Source organism: Rhodococcus spongiicola (genome assembly GCF_004011835.1).
GTDB classification, from domain to species: Bacteria; Actinomycetota; Actinomycetes; order Mycobacteriales; family Mycobacteriaceae; genus Prescottella; species Prescottella spongiicola.
In genome coordinates, this window is record NZ_RKLN01000004.1 from 273501 (window position 1) to 290448 (window position 16948).

General features: G+C 66.1%; 11 protein-coding genes. 6 read left to right on the forward strand and 5 right to left on the reverse strand.

The window, feature by feature from the left end:
* The first annotated feature begins 199 nt into the window (after nucleotides 1-199).
* On the forward strand, nucleotides 200-691 hold the full coding sequence (locus EF834_RS12685) for a hypothetical protein (RefSeq protein WP_127947576.1): 492 nt from the start codon (nucleotides 200-202) through the stop codon (nucleotides 689-691).
* Between the two features lie 15 nt (nucleotides 692-706).
* On the opposite strand, the gene car is transcribed toward EF834_RS12685, so the two are convergent.
* Nucleotides 707-4225, reverse strand: a complete 3519-nt coding sequence (gene car / locus EF834_RS12690) for a carboxylic acid reductase (protein ID WP_127947577.1) — start codon at nucleotides 4223-4225, stop codon at nucleotides 707-709.
* Between the two features lie 189 nt (nucleotides 4226-4414).
* Here car and EF834_RS12695 point away from each other — a divergent pair, with 189 nt between their 5' ends.
* From EF834_RS12695 to EF834_RS12705, 3 genes are all read left to right on the forward strand, one after another.
* Nucleotides 4415-6172 carry a cutinase family protein gene (locus EF834_RS12695; protein WP_127947578.1) on the forward strand — a complete coding sequence of 586 codons (1758 nt, stop codon included), beginning with the start codon at nucleotides 4415-4417 and terminating at the stop codon, nucleotides 6170-6172.
* A 516-nt stretch (nucleotides 6173-6688) separates the two neighbouring features.
* Nucleotides 6689-7945, forward strand: coding sequence for an MFS transporter (locus EF834_RS12700; protein ID WP_127947579.1), 1257 nt, complete (start codon nucleotides 6689-6691; stop codon nucleotides 7943-7945).
* Nucleotides 7942-8736, forward strand: coding sequence for an IclR family transcriptional regulator domain-containing protein (locus EF834_RS12705; RefSeq protein ID WP_127947580.1), 795 nt, complete (start codon nucleotides 7942-7944; stop codon nucleotides 8734-8736). The genes EF834_RS12700 and EF834_RS12705 overlap by 4 nt, the downstream gene beginning before the upstream one ends.
* 91 nt (nucleotides 8737-8827) lie before the next feature.
* Here EF834_RS12705 and EF834_RS12710 read toward each other — a convergent pair whose 3' ends face one another.
* The 3 genes from EF834_RS12710 to EF834_RS12720 form a co-directional block, all read right to left on the reverse strand.
* Nucleotides 8828-9244, reverse strand: a complete 417-nt coding sequence (locus EF834_RS12710; protein ID WP_235871153.1) for a hypothetical protein — start codon at nucleotides 9242-9244, stop codon at nucleotides 8828-8830.
* Between the two features lie 86 nt (nucleotides 9245-9330).
* Nucleotides 9331-10530 carry a zinc-dependent alcohol dehydrogenase gene (locus EF834_RS12715; RefSeq protein WP_235871154.1) on the reverse strand — a complete coding sequence of 400 codons (1200 nt, stop codon included), beginning with the start codon at nucleotides 10528-10530 and terminating at the stop codon, nucleotides 9331-9333.
* 32 nt (nucleotides 10531-10562) lie between these two features.
* Nucleotides 10563-11792, reverse strand: coding sequence for a Rieske 2Fe-2S domain-containing protein (locus tag EF834_RS12720; protein ID WP_235871155.1), 1230 nt, complete (start codon nucleotides 11790-11792; stop codon nucleotides 10563-10565).
* A 318-nt stretch (nucleotides 11793-12110) separates the two neighbouring features.
* On the opposite strand from EF834_RS12720, the gene EF834_RS12725 reads away from it, so the two are divergent.
* Together EF834_RS12725 and EF834_RS12730 are read left to right on the forward strand one after the other, a co-directional pair.
* A complete protein-coding gene (locus EF834_RS12725) occupies nucleotides 12111-12950 on the forward strand; it encodes an IclR family transcriptional regulator domain-containing protein (RefSeq protein WP_127947584.1) in 840 nt (279 codons plus the stop codon).
* 334 nt (nucleotides 12951-13284) lie between these two features.
* A complete protein-coding gene (locus EF834_RS12730) occupies nucleotides 13285-14493 on the forward strand; it encodes an MFS transporter (protein WP_127947729.1) in 1209 nt (402 codons plus the stop codon).
* A 102-nt stretch (nucleotides 14494-14595) separates the two neighbouring features.
* Here EF834_RS12730 and EF834_RS12735 read toward each other — a convergent pair whose 3' ends face one another.
* On the reverse strand, nucleotides 14596-16929 hold the full coding sequence (locus tag EF834_RS12735) for a heavy metal translocating P-type ATPase (protein WP_127947730.1): 2334 nt from the start codon (nucleotides 16927-16929) through the stop codon (nucleotides 14596-14598).
* Nucleotides 16930-16948 lie beyond the last annotated feature (19 nt).

Below are 16948 nucleotides of genomic sequence, written 5' to 3' on the forward strand. Positions count from 1 at the left end.
GAGCCTACCCATCATCTCTCTTCGACGCTTCGTAGCATAAGTACTACATTGCGTTGTGACAATACTCTTGAGGAGAGAACACTGAATCGGGCGGTGTCCTATCTCATCTAGGTGTAGAGATCGGCCACCTCGACTTCCCGCCTGGTAACGGCCAGCAGCGCGGCACCCCGGATAGTCTCGATACCCATGGGAGATGCGCATGGGAGATGATCGCGAATCGGCGACGGCCCTCCGGGGCCAATGGCGATGGCGCCTGATCAGCGCACTGGGTGCGGCCGCCATCTTCGCCCTCGTGGCCTGGTGGGGTATTGCGTATGCGACCTCGCAAGATCGAACGATCGAGGCCGCGATCGACTTCAGCCAGATCACACTCGTCGACGGCGTCGCGGTGTGGGGCGCGGAGACGCGGCATCTGGGGTTCGACGCCGGCTACATGCTCATGCTCTCGATGCCGGCGGACCGCCTCGATCCGCTGCTCGAGGCGTCGGGCGTACACACCGCGCGCCTGCCGATCTCTGTCCGTGACGCTCCGGACATGCTCGGTCCCTATCTGTATCTCGGCGACCCGCCGAAGGGACGACTATGGCGGATCGAGGGCGAGTCGCTGGGCGTCGGCCAGCGGCAGCGGATGCTGACTTGGGTGTGCAGCCCGGACGAATGCGCGATGAAGGTCGATGCCTTCGACATGTGATGCTTCGGGCCGCGATCACCTGTCGTCGTCGAGCCGTCCGAGTTGCTGCAGGTCGTCGACGTACTTGTTGATCAGCGACGACGTCACGTGCGGCACGTCTCCGGTCGAGCCTATTCCGGCGGACTGCACTGCGGCGCGAAATCCCTCCGCCGACGGTACTCTCGACGTCGGCGGTGCCGGAGCGGTGTACGCGTCGAGCAGTCGGAGCACGGAGCGGCGGCGTGGCTCGGCCGGCAACGATTCCATCGCCGACCGGAACCGGCGCAACCATTCGTCGTAGTCGTCGATCCGCTCGATGTTGTGCCCTGCCTCGATCAGCCAGTCGACGATCCGGTCCAGCGAGATACCGTCGTCGTATGTGTTGAGCACGTTGTACGCGTGGAACCCGGACATCACGTCGGCCCCTAGCGTGGCGATGGCCTCGGCCGTGAAATCGGCAGGCAGGCCCTCGAAGTGCGCGCGCGGTGGGTTGCCTTCGGCGTCGAGGCGATAGAACGAACGCGGCGCGAGCCCCGTCAGGACGATGCTGAAGAGGAGCCGGGTGAACCTGTCGTGCACATTTAGTTGCCCAGCGTAGCGGCTGTGCGCGAGGGTCATGGCGGGGCGGAACACCGCCACCGGTAGTCCACACAGGTCGTGCGCCTCACGCAGCAGTACCTCACCGGCCCACTTGCTGTTCTTGTACCCGTTGGCGTACGAATCATCGAGCGGGCGAACAGGACCCGCCTGCCGAGCGTCCTCGTCCTCTCCCATCGAACCGCCATCGGGCAATATGGTGAACGCGACGGTCGAGATGTAGTTCACCGGCTTGAGGCGCGTCGAGAGGGCGAGCTTGACGATCTCGGCGGTGCCGACGACGTTGGGCCCGAACAGTTGACGGTACGGCAGCACGTGGTTGACGAGCGCCGCGCAGTGCACGATCAGGTCCACCGACCGTGCGAGCAGATCCCAGGTTTCGGTGTCGAGGCCCAGATCTTCCTCTGCCAGATCACCGGCGAGCACCTCGAGATGCCGGTCGGCGAGGGCGCGGAAGTGCTGCGACAGTTCGGCATCACCACTGTCGATCGCTTCCTCTATTCGCTGCCGAGCCGCTTCGGCGTCGTCACCGCGCGCGATGCAGATCAACTTTCCGTCGACCTGCGCTAGGCGCTCGAGCCACGACAGGCACAGGAAGCGGCCGAGATACCCTGTCGCACCGGTCATCAGAACGGTCCGGACAGTGCCGGACGGGGCGGGCAGTGAAGGCGCGGCGGCCAGTGTCGCGGCGTCGATGAACTTGCCGAGTTCGAGGTCGGTGGCGCGGATGACATCCGCGTCACGGCCGTGCACCGACTCGAAGGTGGGCCGAGTCGACGTCTCGAGACGTTCACGGTCAAGGTAATGCGAAATGCTCTCGAGGTCCGCGCTGGGACCGGTGATGGATTGCACAGGCACCTCCAAATTGAACAGCTTTTCCAGTAGGTTCGAGAACGAGAACGCCGACAGCGAGTCCCCACCGAGGTCGACGAACCGCGCGTCGTCAGGCAACTCCGACGCCGTCGACAGCCCGAGCGTGGCGGCGGCCGCCCGGCGCACCGTCGTGAGGGTCGGCAAGGTGGCGGCGTCGGCCCGCAGCTGTTCGAGCTCGGCGCCCAGCCCCTCGGCGATCTCCGCGTACATGCGCTCGAGGCGCTCCCCGTAGCGGGCCTTCAGCGCCGGGCGCAGTAGCTTGCCCACCCCGGACAGCAGTCCGTTGTCGGGGCTGAATGGCTCGGATTCGATCAGGAAGTCTCGCGGAATCTCGTACGGGTTTAGGGAATTCATCTGGGCGACGTGCCGCAGCTCGGCGGTGATCAGGGCATGCAGGTCGCCGTCGCTGGTGCCGCCAGGATTGGGCACGATCACTGCGAGCAGGAAGGAGCGTTCGCTGCTGCCGTACAGGAAGATCTGCCGGACGTGCGGACACGTGGCGTAGGCGGCCTCGAGTGTCGACACCGCGACGAACTCGCCCTGGGAGAGCTTGAGGACGTTCTTCCTGCGCTCGAGGTAGATGAGGTGATCGGGTGCGATCTCCTCCATGATGTCGCCGGTGCGGTAGAAGCCGTCCCGGTCGAAGATGTCCGCCGACATCTCGGGGTGCTTGTAGTATCCGGGAATCATGGTGTCGCACTTGACGAGTAGCTCGCCGCGCGGGTGCGGTAGGTCGGTTGTGTAGTACTCGAGTTCCGGTACATCGACGAGCTTGTAGTCGGTGACCTGCGGGCGCATGATCGTCCCGTTGCGCAGCACCGAGACGGCGGTCTCGGTCGCGCCGTAGCTTGTGGTGATCGGGATCTCGAGGGTGGACTCCACGAACTCACGCATCTCGTCGGATAGTGGGGCGGTCCCGCACAGAGCCGCGAGGACCCGGCCGCCGAGAACGTCGTCGCGCAGTGCACGCTTGACCCCCGCGGAGTCGCCATCGTCGCCGGGTCGCCCGTCCATCTCACTGCAGTACCGGCGAAAGATCATGTCGCACACGCGCGGAACCAGATTCAAGGCGGTCGGCCGGATGAGGGAGAGGTCGTCGAACAGCGTCGACATATCGCTCTTCGCCGCGAAGTAGCCGGTGCCGCCGGAGGCCAGGGTCGTGGTCAGCCAGCCCAGTCCGAAGATGTGGCTGAGCGGCATGTATTGCAGGTAGATCGCGGGCAGCTTGCCGTCGAAGCCCTCGATGGGGTTCGGCGGTTGCACCCACATCCGCGTCATCATGTCGGCGGTGTATATCGCTCCTTTAGGGGCGCCCGTGCTACCCGACGTGTAGATCAGCGAGGCCAGCGGATCGTCGCCCGCGGGGGCGACGAAGGGAGGTACCAGGGGCAGCGCCTCGCCGATATCGACGTCGTCAGAGAGCGGGCCGACCTCGACAGCATGTCCGGAGTGGGCGACGCGGGCCCGTGCGGCCTCGTAATGCCGGCGCTGCTCGTCGTCACGGGCGTCGTAGTCCAAGATCACCAGTCGTTCGATCGACTGCGCGTCGGCCGTGACGTCCACGGCTGTGTCGATCGAGTCGATCCCGGCAGCGAGGATCCGTGGTGATGTCTCCGCGACGATCGGTGCCAGCCGGGCGGCCGGTGTGCTGCTCTGCAGCGGGACGAACACGGCACCGAGGCGAAGGCAGGTGAGGTAGACCACTGCGTAGTCGATGCTCGTGAACCCGAGTACCGCGACGAAGTCGCCCGGAGCGATCCCGGCCTCGGTGCGCCACGCGGAGGCCAGGGTCGCGACACGGTCGCGCAGCTCGCGATAGGTGATGGTGTCGAAGCTGGGGAGCAGCGTGGTGATCGTGTGGCCGTCCGCGTCGCGGGTCAGTGTGCGACTGCGGCGGCCCAGCGCGGGCCGGTCGGCGTATCCGTCGAGGTAGGCGTCCACGACCTCCGCGAGTCGCAGACCCGGTTCGTGTGCGGCGGCGATCACATCGGGCAACGGGGCTGCCGCCCGGAACTGGGGATCGGTCGCGTACAGCTCGCTGACGCGTCCGGCGAATCGTGCATCTTGGGAAGTGTCTGTGGTCATGACTGCCCTCCGGACGCCATTGTCTCTCCTAACGGTCTCCTCCGAGTGCCGTTGTCCGTCTTGTCACACCGCCGGGTCGGGTACGGGCTGTAACGCGGCAGCCCCACTGTCCGACATTCCGCCTGACACGACGCACGGTGCGGGGGATGGGACGTGCGTCATCCATTGGTTGGTCTGGGGAGAGTTGGCATGATCATTCGAAGGTTGTTTTCGCAGCGTGGAGCTGCGGCCCGGGTGCTCACCTCGGTCGCGGTGGCAGTTGCGCTGCTGGTGACCTTGACGTGGGCGTTGTGGTCGTCGCCGACCCGCACTGTCGACACTGCGCTGGTGGCGTCGACCACAGACTGCAAGGACATGGTGACTCTTTCGATCGCCGGCCGTGGTGACACACCGCGGCCGGGAACCACGAAGATGCTCGTCGACGAGAACGGCAACGAACTGCCCGCGGCGTCTGCGGACGACTACGTGAGCACGTGGATCGACCAGGCATCGAGCGCTCCGCTCGCCGAAGTCGGCCGGGACTCGTACGCGGCGATGTACATCGCTTACCCGGCCGACATGTCGAGCTATGAGGATGCGGTGACCACCGGTGTCGCGAACACCAAAGCGGTGATGGAGGCCATTCAGGCCTCGTGCCCGGACACCCAGTTCGCCATCGTCGGCTACAGCGAGGGCGCCGACGTGGCCCGCCGCGTTGCCCAGGACGTCGGCCACCAGGAACCGGACGCGGACGGCACGTACGAGATCGTGGATCCGGCCGACGTCCTCGGTGTCGTCATCCTCGCCGACGCCGGCCGCGTCGACGGCCAGGGTCCGTTCCCAGGAGCCGAGAATCCCTTCACGAACCCGGACGGGTTCGACCTCGAGTACCAGAGCGGCGGTACCGCTGTCCCGGGCCAGGGAGCCCTGCCCGACACCGGCGGCGACGACTTCGGAGCCCTGAACGGACGGATCGCGTCGTTCTGCGCGGACGGTGACCTCACCTGCGCCGCACCGGAGAACATCTCGCTGCTGCAGCTGGTCGTCAACGTCGGGCGGCAGCTCGACGTCGACGCACTCGAGCGGGAACAGTTGACCCCGGCGACCGGGATCGACGTCGCGACGGTGATGTCCCGGATCGCGCTCGACGCATTCGCGGACATCAGTTCGCAGCCCGACTGGATGCAGAGCGACGAGACGTTCCTGGACGTCCTGCTCAAGGTGTCGGATCCGTCGTATGCCGGGCCGACCGCGGAGCCGACAACGGAGCCGGCAACGCCCGAGACCGACGCCTCGGACATTTCGGATGTGACTCTGGTCTCAGGTGAGGAGGACTCGATCTCGACCGAGGAGATGTCGCCGCTGGCGTATCTGCCGCAGAAGTTGTTCAAGGAGATCGTCGGTCTGATCGTGACGAATCAGAACACCATTCCGGTGATCATGAGCGACCCGTACCAGTTGACGTTGGCCCCCGAGGTCGGGCACCACTTCGACTACTGGCGTGACGCCGATCCCGCGAATGGCCAGGAGCTCACCTCCGCCGACTACGCGGCAGCGTGGTTGACCTACCTCGCGCAGCAGGCCCAGGCGGGGCAGCCGGTGGATCCGAAGGCGACGCCGAGCGCGGACGAACTGTCGGCAGCGATGGAGGCGCTTTCCCTGGAGGAGTCGGTGACCACCTCGGAGGCAGCTGCGGCGCCGTCCTTGGCTGCAACGCCGTCGGGTGCAGTGCAGCCGGCCGAGACCACACCGGCTCCGACGCTCCCCACGACCACTCCGGGAGCAGCGCCCACCACCACCACCCCGGCGCCCAGCGCTGGCGCCGAGACCGCTACCGCGGAGCCGACCCAGACCGCCGTCACACCCGAGACCACGGCGACGCCCACCACGAGCGTCCCCGCGGAGACGACGGTCGCGTCCGAGGCGACCACGTCCGTCACCGCCCCGGTGCCGACGCCGGCGGGATAGCCCCAATGCCGCTCAGTCGTCGGCAGGAACTCCGTTGCTCTCGTCTCCCGTGACGGTGTCGTAGCGGCGCTCGGCTTCCGCTGCGGTCTTGCGCCCCAATTCCCGCGGTTGTCGTCGAGTGGAGAGTCGTTCTGTGGGGCACAGGCGCCGACAGGTGCCCTCGCTGCTCGCCGGAGGCCACGGGTTCGCATGCGCGAAACCGCGTGTATCGATCTCCCTGTGCGGCACCTTTCTCAGGACGTCTGCGGCGTCGGTATCAATGTCTTCGTCGAGTGCGGTCTTCGTCGACTGCGCGTGCCGCTAAGAGACGCAAGGCGTATCCACCACTGAGCGACTCGGCGCCGTGATTGCGCGACCCGACCAGACCATCGCCCGCATCCGCGTGAGGAGGTGGTTCCGGCATCGAGTGTCCGCATATAGACTTCCTGCGCGGCATACGGACGCAATGGGTAGTGGCACTACGCGGTGTCCCGCTGTCGACAGGCGGGACCGGGTAGTCGGCGGGAAGGGTTCACAATGACCGACCGCGATACACGCGGACTTCTTCCGCTCTTGACCGCGGCCATGGCCATAGGTCCACTACTGACCTACGGGTTGAGCGCGACCAGTGCACTGGTCATAGATTCCCTCGACATCACGGTCGCCCAGTTCGGGATGCTCGCCACCCTCACGTTCCTGACCGCAGCCGCCCTGGCTCTTGCGTTCAGCCACGTCGGCGACCATTTCTCCACCCGTGGCCTGCTCGTTACCGTGTTCGTCGGCGCCGCCATGTCCTACGTCCTCGCCGCTCTGTCCACCAACTATCTCTGGCTGTTGGGCGCCATGGCGCTGTCCGGGGCAGCTCAGGCGCTGTCCAACCCCGTGACGAACCGTGTGATCAGCGAGCGCGCTCCGCAACCAAAACGGGCGCAGTGGATCGGGGTGAAGCAGTCGGGGGTGCAGGTGGCTCAACTCGTCGCCGGTGCGGGCTGTCCCGTCCTGGCGCTGGCGTGGGGCTGGCGCGGCGCCCTGTGGATCGGCGCCGTTGTCGCGGGTGCGTCGGCACTGGTCGCATGGCGACGATCACCATCCTCCCATTCCCCCCATTCCCCGCAAGCGTCGAAGCAAGTCGCGACGTCCGTCAACGCGCTACGCACGACCGGCTCACGGGCGCGATCGATGCCTCGGGCTGTATGGGTGCTCGCCGCCTATGCCCTGTTTTCGGGCACCGGCGTGCAGGCCACCAACGTCTACCTCCCACTGTTTGCACTCGAAGGAATGGGGCTCACACTGACAGCGGCGGGCCTGACCGCGGCAATCGCCGGCGCGATCGGTGTCACCTCCCGAATCTTCTGGGGTCGCGCGCTGTCCGGCAAGATCGACACGTTCGTACTCTTGCTGATCTTGGCCTCCGGTTCGACCCTGGGAGCACTCGCATTGCTCATGGCACAACTGGTGGGATGGCTACCATTGCTGTGGCTCGGAGTCACGCTCCACGGTGCGACCGCTCTCGCGGCCAACGTGCTGTTGATGGCTGGCGTACTCCGCGTGGTGGGGACGACCGCAGTGGGTCGCGCTTCGAGTCTGATCGCCGTAGGAATGTACCTCGGATTCGCGGGCGGTCCAGCGCTGACGGGCTTCCTGTTCGACGTGACCGCAGGGTTCGCGGCCGGCTGGATGGTTGCAGCGATGATGTACGCCGCGTGCGCCCTTCTCTGCATCTGGGGCGTGCGGACCACTCCCGCAGACATGGAGCCTGCGATGCCGGTCGAAGCGGATAGGTTGACTCGGTGAGCAAGAACAATGCGGACACGAAGGCTCCGGAACAGAACCGCGACCACGTTCAGGCGCTGGGGCGCGGACTGGAGGTGCTCAAACTTTTCGGCCGGGAACGGCGGCCCCTCTCCGTCACCGAAGTTGCCACCCTGTCGGGAATCACCCGGACGGCCGCGAGGCGGTTAGTGCTGACCCTGGAATACATGGGCTATCTCTCGTATGACGGCACGGCCTACGCGGTTCGGCCCGCGGTATTGGAGATCGGCGACGCCTACGTGCTCAGCAGCGGACTTCCCGTCGTCGTACATCCCTACCTGGAACGGCTCGCCGAGGAGACGCAGGAGACGGTGTCCCTCACAGTGCTTCACCGCGACAAGATCTTCTACGTCGATCGGGTGCAGGCAGACCGAGTCCTCACGGTCGAGATCGTGGTCGGCACCAGCTTGCCCGCGTATGCGGTGGCTACCGGGCGCGTGCTCCTCGCGGACCGTTCCGACGCCGACATTGACAAGTATCTCGCAACCGTCGACGCACGCAGTTTCACCAAAGCGACGACGATCGACGCGGCCGAGTTGCGCGCGAAGATCCTCGCTGCCCGGGAGCAAGGCTGGTCTCTGGCCGATGAGGAACTCACGGAGGGGATCCGGTCGATCGCCGTGCCGGTACGCGACGCCGATGGCCATGCAATCGCGGCCCTCAATGTCTCGGCCCAGGCATCACGGGTGTCGCTCGAGCGCATGCGCGGATCGATTTTTCTCGCACTGCAGAGAGCGGCGGCGCAGATCAGCAAGGATATTGCCGCCGTCTGAACACCGACGGGTGATCGTCAGGCGTCGAGCACCAAACGCGTTGTGCGGGAACGCGCAGGAACAAAGGATATCCGGGTTGACCTCTGCCATCTCAGTTCCCTCCCGCGGTGATCAGCGGGGCATACCGCTTTTCCGTGCGATAGCCGCCCTTGAGGACGTCGATGAACGCGGTGGCCATTGACACCTGGCTGATCGAGACCAGGATGTCCAGTTCCATCCGCAGCACCGCCAGCGCTTCGGCGCCCAGCGAGGACTCCCAGTCCTGCTGGTCGACGAGGACTCCGGCGAGTAGGTTGCCCGACCGGCGGGCACTATCGGCCATGGCCGATGCGAACCTCACCGGTACTTCCGGTAGCCGGGACCCGATCAGGATGACCATGTCGGACGCCGCGACCAGATCGTCGAGGGATTCCGTGCTCTCGTCGGTGGCATCGATGGCGCGTACTGCCACCGTCGACGACCCTTGTTCCGTGACAACCCGGACCCCGGTCAGCCCTGCCGAGGCCATCTGCTCGACGGTTGAAAGACCGGAAGAGCCCAAGGGGACCAGGAGAATTCGCGCTTCGTAGGAAACCCGGCGCGGGGACGTATCTGTCATGACACTCTACTTTCCTCGGTCCGGCCGGCAGACTCCGCGAGAACCGGTTGTGGACGGACAACGACATGGGGGCTCGAGGGACCGCGCCCCTCAACCATCCGGGCGAACATCTCATCGACCTCGTCCAGTGGGACGGCAACCGTCGGCACGACGTCGAGTCCGGAGCTTCCGGAGGCGAGAATATCGATGCTGCGCGTGACCGCCGATGGGGATCGGCCGCGCACGCCGACAATCGAATGCGCGCCCCGTACCAGCGCTTTCAGATCCAGATACATTGGCGTCGATCCGAGGCCCGAGACCACGAGACGTCCCCCGGTGCGCAGGCTCCGCGCGGACGCCGCCACGGCCGAGCCCTCGAGTCCGACGGTGTCGACAAGCACGTCGGTACCCCGACCCGCAGTGGCCCGGAGAATGACCTCGCCCAGATCGCCGTCGTCGTGGACCACCGGGGTGGCGCCAAGCACTTCCGCAATCTCTAGACCCTCGACCGAACTCGACAGCCCAATCGCGACGATCTGTGCCGCCCCGGCGGCCCGGGCCGCCGCCACCGCGGCGATTCCGTGATAGCCGGGGCCGACGACGACGACCGTCGTCCCTTCCTGAGCGCCGCCGACATTGATCGTCCAGTCGATCGCGTTGGCGAAGGGCTGGGTCCAAGCCGCCAGGTCCGGGTCGAGATCAGCGGGCAACTTGTGCACGATACTGTTGGCCGCCAACTGCATGAACTCGGCGTTGCCGCCATGCAGTCCGGAGCCTTCCTCTGCGGAGACGAGACCGACGCGACGCTTCCCCTTCCACAGGTCGGTCTGCGGGCACATCCGGTAGCAGCCGCTGCTGCAGGCCGCGCACGCCGCATCCTGACAGGGCAGGTACTCCTCGAGTGCCACACGGTCCCCGACGGCGACACCCCAGGCGTCGGCTTGCGCGGCGTCGAGGGACACGATGGAGCCCACCACGTGGTGTCCGAGAACTGTCGGACCGTCGAGACCAGACCGGTACAGGCCGATGTCGGTGCCACACACCGCGGACGACTCTACTTCGAGCCAACCCACTGCGTCGATCGCGAGGTCGGCGTCGAGCATCCGCACCGTGGTCGTGGCGTCGGGCAGCGAAACCGCCGCACGAACCAACCGCGGCCGCCTCTGTTTCGTATCGGCGGCAATGGATTTCACAGAAGCGCCTGCGTCCTTGTTCACGCGATTTCCTCGTCGATCTTTAGGGCAGCCCCTCAGATGGAGACGAAGTCCTCGCCCTCGACCATGTGCAAGGCCTCTCCGGCACCTTCCTTGAACGGAGTGGCCTTCGGCAGCAAAATCGAGGTCGACCGCACTCGCTGGTGCTCGGTCTCGAGGCCGGGCAGCGACTCGTCCTCGAGATCGTCGAGAACAGCGAGGAGGCGTCGGCGGGCCAGTATGATGCCGGCGTCGGAGGTGCCCAGCCGCTCCTTGGTGCGATCGCAGATCGCACCCATCGACTCCTGCAGGGAGAAGTCCTGAGCGGAGATGCCCTCGATTCCAGAGAACGTCTTCTTCTGCCGCTGGGCCTCTCGATCCATCAGGTAGTCGTTGTCCTTGTTCGCCAGAGGTCGATAGGTGCCAGGAACGTACTTGGAGTGGATCCCGTCACCGTTTTGCATCGCGGCGAGTTCGTCCTCGCGCAGTTCGCGAGTGGGGTGGTAGTTGATGCTCCAGGCCCAGCAGGTCGTGTCATCGATCGGCACCCAAGCGTGACCGCCGAGCGGATTGTGTGTTCCGAAAGGAGGAATGATGGTGTACCACGGCATGATCCATTGTGTGATGCGCCAGTAGTACTCCTCGTCGTTCGCGTTCCGCCGGGCCCCGATCACCAGGCCACCGTCACTCTCGGCGACCTCGAACTTCGGGCGGGTGTCCGCCTTGAGGTATTTGTTGCCCTCGGTTCCGGAGTGCATCGGGTCGTCGTCGAGGTTGAACCGGTGCGCGAACGAGACGTGGCTCGAGTCGATGCCCCCCTCCATCGCCTGGAGGTAGTTGGATTCCTGCAGACGCTTGGAGACGAAGCGTTGTCCGTCGCCGAGCATCGCCCACTCGAGCTCGGGCACTTCCGGCTTCAATTCCGGCGGACCCATATAGGTCCAGATGACGCCCCCACGTTCGACACACGGGTAGGCCTTCTGCTTGATCCGGCTCTTGAACTTCGAATTCGCGGGCTCCGAGGGCATGTCGACGCAGTTGCCCTCGACGTCGTACTTCCAGCCGTGGTAGGCGCAGCGCAGTCCGCACTCTTCGTTACGCCCGAAGTACAGCGATGCCGTGCGGTGGCTGCAGAATTCGTCGAGAAGGCCGATCCGGCCTTCACTGTCGCGGAACGCAATCAACTGCTCACCCAGCAGCTTGACCCGCACCGGGTCACAGTCGGGCCCAGGCAGCTCTTCGGCGAGAAGGGCCGGTATCCAGTACCGCCGGAACAGGCGTCCCATTGGCGTATCCGGTCCGGTCTGAACAAGCAATGTGTTCTGGTCTCGGGTCAGCATCACGGTCCCTTTCGGATGGGCATCTCGAGCGGAGGCCGATAAACCACGGCAGTGTGTCCGCAGAGCGCGCAGGTGCGCGAATATTGAAACGTTCGCACATCCGGCTTCTCGACGTCAACCGTCCGCCGGATCCAGCGAGGGATCTCCACCAGTCCGGTCAGAGACCGCGACCGCGCGATCTGCGACAATTACCGAGTCGATCGAAGGTGCGCGCCATGCGGACGGATGCGTGCCCGGCCGGTCTCACCGCCTACAGGAGTGCACATGCCTCAACCCACGAACTCCCCCGATGGGGAGGAACCCCGTTCCATCGGGGTGGGTGCGCGCCCGAAGGACGTGGTTCAGTCCCTCGAGCGAGGCATCATTGTCCTTACGGCCTTCGACGCCGAACACCCCTCGCTTACGCTGACGGAAGCGGCCTCGCGATGCGGTTTACCCAGGTCGGCAACCAGACGATTTCTCGTGACTCTCGTCGAACTCGGTTACGTGACAGCGGCAGGACGAAGGTTCGCCCTCACGCCGCAAGTGTTGGAACTGGGGTACGCGAACGTCTCGAACTTCACGTTGGCAGATGTGTGCCAACCGCATCTGAATTCACTTGCGCGTTCGCTGCGGTCGTCCGCCTCCGTCACCGTGCTCGCCGACTCGGACGTGCGATACGTCTGCCGGGCATCCGTGGCAGGTGCGATGTCGATATCCATCAAGGTCGGCAGCCGTATCCCGGCGCACCTGACGGCCGGCGGGCGGGTATTGCTTGCCGCCCTGCCCGAACCGGACCTTGCCGCCCACCTGTCGTCGGCATCGTCACCTCCCACTGGTGGAGCCACCCCGGACCCACGGGGGGACAGGCTCCTCCGAGAACTGGCCACGGTCCGCAACCAGGGGTGGGCGCTCGCAGATCAACTCCTCGACGTGGGCGTCCGCGCCCTTGCGGTTCCGATAAGCACGCGCTCCGGGCGGACGATCGGTGCGCTGAGTGCATCGGTGGTCGAGTCCCAGGAACCCTCTCGCGCGTTTGTCGCACGCTGCCTTCCACGTCTCCTCGAAACAGCGGGAGCGATCTCCCTCGAGTTGCGCAACGGAATCGAGCTGCAGCACACATAAGCGTCCGCTTTGCGCGCAATCCGGCTTCATGCGGACTTTTTCCTTGTGTGAGCACGATCACCTAGGTAGAAAATGTGTGGTGCTTGACTGAGTCCTGAGCGCCTCGTGTTCCGCGCGAACCGGTCATTGTTTCGCCGTTCGCAACTCGGGCTCGGAGCTTCGAGGGCGCATCGCTGTCCAACCGAGCGGCAGTGCCCCACCTGGAGCATCTTCGGGATTTCGGTTCCAACTTCGGCCTGCGGCAAACGGTCGAGCAGACTCAGACGGGAACGAGGACGTGGAAGCGACTTCAACCAAACGCGGACAGCAGGTCCGCAGCGGTAGCCGGTGGATAATGCTCCTGTTGTGCTGGCTCGCCTTCACAATGACCTCCGTGGATCGCTCCACCTGGGGTCCGGCTTCGGTCTTCGTGGGCGAAGATCTCGGGGTACCGCTCGCAAGCCTCGGCGTGTTCGCCACCGCGTACTACATAGGCTATGTGTGCTCGAACGCCATGACTGGCGTGCTTTCCGATCGGTTCGGTGGCCGAGAAGTAGTCACCGCCTCTCTCTCCGGTGCGGGCCTCTTCATGATCGTCTTCGGCAGCACCACCTCCGCGGTCGTCGGCATAAGCGTGCAGGCCGTCATCGGCTTCTTCGCCGGCGCGGACTACGCCGCGGGCATCAAACTCATAGCAAGCTGGTTCCAGCCCAAGGATCTCGGCAAGGCGATGGGACTGTTCACCTCCGCAACCTCCCTCGGCACCGTCATCGCCAATACAGTGGTTCCCTGGATGATCAACCATTACAGCTGGCATGCGTCCTACCGCTTGTTCGGCGCTATCTCCATCGTCACCGCGATCACCTGCTACGTGATCCTGCGTCCGGGACCAGTGGTCAACCAGGCGCATAGGACCAACGACCAAAAGCGACCGTCCGCCTGGAGAACACTGATCACCAACCGTGATCTGTTGCTGGTCTCCCTCGCGGGCTTCGGCGGCTTCTGGGGCACCTATGGCTTCGTCATATGGTCGAACGCACTGCTGATCGAGGGACATGGGGTATCCGGGACCGCTGCGGGGTTCATCGTCGCGGTCTTCGCGGGCACGGCGGTGGTCGGCAAACCCCTCATCGGGATTCTCGGCGACAAGATCAACAGTGCCCGAAAGCCGGCCATCGTGATCTTGGTGCTGTTCGCCGGCATTCTCGTCTTCTTCGGCACGCTGGACCACGTCCCGACCCTGCTGATCGTCGCTCCTGTGCTCGGTCTGGTCGGGTACGGCTACCTACCCTTGCTCGTCGCGATGATCCCGCGCCTGGTGTCGAGCGACGTCACCGGCCGTGCTGCCGGCGCAACGAATGCGTTCTGGCAAGTCGCCAGCACCCTCGTCCCACTCGCGATCGGCGCAGTCTTCGCCGCCACCGATTCGTTCCTGGCGGCGTTCTGCGCTCTGTCCGTCGGACCGCTCGCCGGGGCGGTCATCCTCTATTTCGTCAATGAGAACGGCGGAAACAGCGCCGACCCAGGTTCGAGGTCGGAGTCGGAGAAGACCCTTTCCCACTGACGCGTGTCCTGGGAACCGGTTTGCCGGCCGTACCGCGTCAGGCTCGGCGCGGTGTCCGGCACGCCATCGTGATGCCGTCGATCGCGCGGCCCACGACCGGCGTCAGCTGTTCGACGTGGCGTCCGGCACGGGGGCGAGGGTGAAGTAGTTCTCCTCCTCCTGCACGAAGTGCAGCTTCAGCACCGCGTGCAGGCCGTACAGGCACGCCAGCAGGTCGTCGACCTGGTCGGCGGAGATCCCGCCGGCCGCGTCGGCGTGCTGTAGGTGGGTGCGCAGGCGCCGGGCGAGGCGGTCGATCTCGGTGTGCATCCGGCTCATCGTCGCGGTGGCCTCCGAGTTGCCGAGCGGCGTCGCGAGCGCTGGATACAACTCGCGGTCCTCGGCCTCCTCGTGCGGGAGGAGGGTGTCGAAGAGGAAGGTGTCGACGCGGCGCAGAGCATCGTGCGTCGCAGCGAGGTCACCGGTTGCGAGAAGCCCCGCGGTGTCGCGCAGGATCGAGAGCTGGTCCCGCAGCTCGTCGTGTTCGGCGGAGAACCGATGCAGCATCGCGGCAGTTTCCACCGGCACGTGAACCTTCTTGCCACGAAGGGCACGCAGCGCGTTGAGGATCACCGCGACGTCGATCCCCTCCTGCAGCAGTGCGCCGGCCGCGGGCGGTAGCAATCCGAATGCGGCAAAACCCATGGCCACCAACGACAGTCCCATCCCGACAGCCGCGCTCTGCACGGCGATGCGCCGCGAGCGACGGGCGATCGCCATCGCATCTGCGAGGTGGTCGAGGCGGTCGGTCGTGAGGACGACGTCCGCCGCCTCGGACGTTGCCGTCGACCCCCGGGCGCCCATTGCGACGCCGACGGTCGAGGCCGCGAGGGCCGGCGCGTCGTTGACGCCGTCGCCGACCATCACCGTGACCGCGCGCTCCCGCTCGGCACGAACTCCGGCAACCTTGTCGGCCGGGGACTGCTCGGCGTAGACGGCGTCGAGACCGAGGGCGGACCCGATCTCCTCGGCGGGCTCGCGCCGGTCGCCGGTGAGCATGACCAGTCGGTTCAGTCCGGCCGAGCGGAGGCGTCGAATGGTGCGGAATGCGTCGCGGCGCATCGGGTCGGTCAACAGGATCGCCCCGGTGAGCACACCGTCGACGGTGACCCAGGCGATCGCGGCGCCGTCGAGTGCGGCCCGCCCCTTAGCGGACCGTGCCCACCCGGGTGCGTCGGCAGGAAGGTCCAGGGTGCCGACGGTGACCCGTCGGCCGTCGACGATGGCGGTGACGCCGGTTCCTACTTCCTCGTCCGCCTCGGTAGGCAGCGACAATTCGAGTCCCCGGATCCTCGCCTCCTGCACGATGGCGTCGGCAAGCACGTGCGGGGAGAGCTGATCGGCCGACGCGGCCAGCCGCAACACCTCGGTGGGGTCGCCGTCGGGGGCGGTGAGCACCTCCGCCCCGGTGGGTCGGCCGGTGGTGAGGGTGCCGGTCTTGTCCATCACCAATGATGTTGCGTGCCCCAGATTCTCGAGAGCACTACCGTTGCGGATCACGACGCCGAGGCGGGACGCGCGGGAGAGCCCCGACACGATCGCAACGGGGACGGCCAGCAGCAGTGGGCACGGCGTGGCGACTACGAGCACGGCCACTGCGCGGGTCGCCGAACCGCTGAGAAGCCAAGCAGCACCGGACACCGCGAGTGCGAGCGGCAGGAACCAGCCGGCGATGCGGTCGGCGACCCGCACGACGGGAGCGCTCTCGGCCGCGGCGTCCTGTGCCAGCCGCACGATACCGGCGTACGTGCTCTCCTCTGCGGTGGCGCGGGCCTGCATCTCGAAGACCGGGCCGGCATTGACGATGCCGCTGCGTACCGCCTCACCGCGTCGCCGTGAGACTGCAAGTGGCTCACCGGTGAGGGCGGATTCGTCGAGCACGGCCAACCCGGAAGTGACCCAGCCGTCGACCGGCACCACTTCGCCCGCGCCTACGACGAGTACTTCGCCGACGGTGATGTCTTCGAGGGGAACGGTTTCCACGCCGTCGTCGATCCGTCGGCGCGCCGTGCGAGGAGCGCGGTCGAGCAGCGACCGCAGATCCTTGGTAGCGCGCCGGCCCGCCGCGGCGTCGAGGGCCTGGCCCGTCGCCAACATGATGGCGATCAGCGCCCCCGCGAGGTACTCCTCCACCAGGAGCGTGCCGATCAGGGAGAGGAGGGCGATGACGTCGACTCCGACGCGTCCGTTTCGCAACGCATCGACCACCCACCAGGTGGCGGGCACGATCGCGACGGCCGTGCCGGCTATCCAGCAGGCGTCGGCGACCTCGCGCGCGCCGGCCAGCCACGCGATCCCGCCGGCCACGAGCGCCAGGCCCGTGACCGCCAGAAAGGCCGGTTCCCTCGACCGGCGCAGCCGCTCGACCCATCGAGGTCGCGCGTCGAAGGACGGCACACTCACGATGACGCTCCCC

Bases quoted from the DNA above. Each gene is read 5' to 3' on its own strand.
- EF834_RS12685 (WP_127947576.1), top strand. From the start codon at position 200: ATGGGAGATGATCGCGAATCGGCGACGGCCCTCCGGGGCCAATGGCGA.
- car (WP_127947577.1), bottom strand. From the start codon at position 4,225: ATGACCACAGACACTTCCCAAGATGCACGATTCGCCGGACGCGTCAGC.
- EF834_RS12695 (WP_127947578.1), top strand. From the start codon at position 4,415: ATGATCATTCGAAGGTTGTTTTCGCAGCGTGGAGCTGCGGCCCGGGTG.
- EF834_RS12700 (WP_127947579.1), top strand. From the start codon at position 6,689: ATGACCGACCGCGATACACGCGGACTTCTTCCGCTCTTGACCGCGGCC.
- EF834_RS12710 (WP_235871153.1), bottom strand. From the start codon at position 9,244: ATGGCCTCGGCAGGGCTGACCGGGGTCCGGGTTGTCACGGAACAAGGG.
- EF834_RS12720 (WP_235871155.1), bottom strand. From the start codon at position 11,792: ATGGGACGCCTGTTCCGGCGGTACTGGATACCGGCCCTTCTCGCCGAA.
- EF834_RS12725 (WP_127947584.1), top strand. From the start codon at position 12,111: ATGCCTCAACCCACGAACTCCCCCGATGGGGAGGAACCCCGTTCCATC.
- EF834_RS12730 (WP_127947729.1), top strand. From the start codon at position 13,285: ATGCTCCTGTTGTGCTGGCTCGCCTTCACAATGACCTCCGTGGATCGC.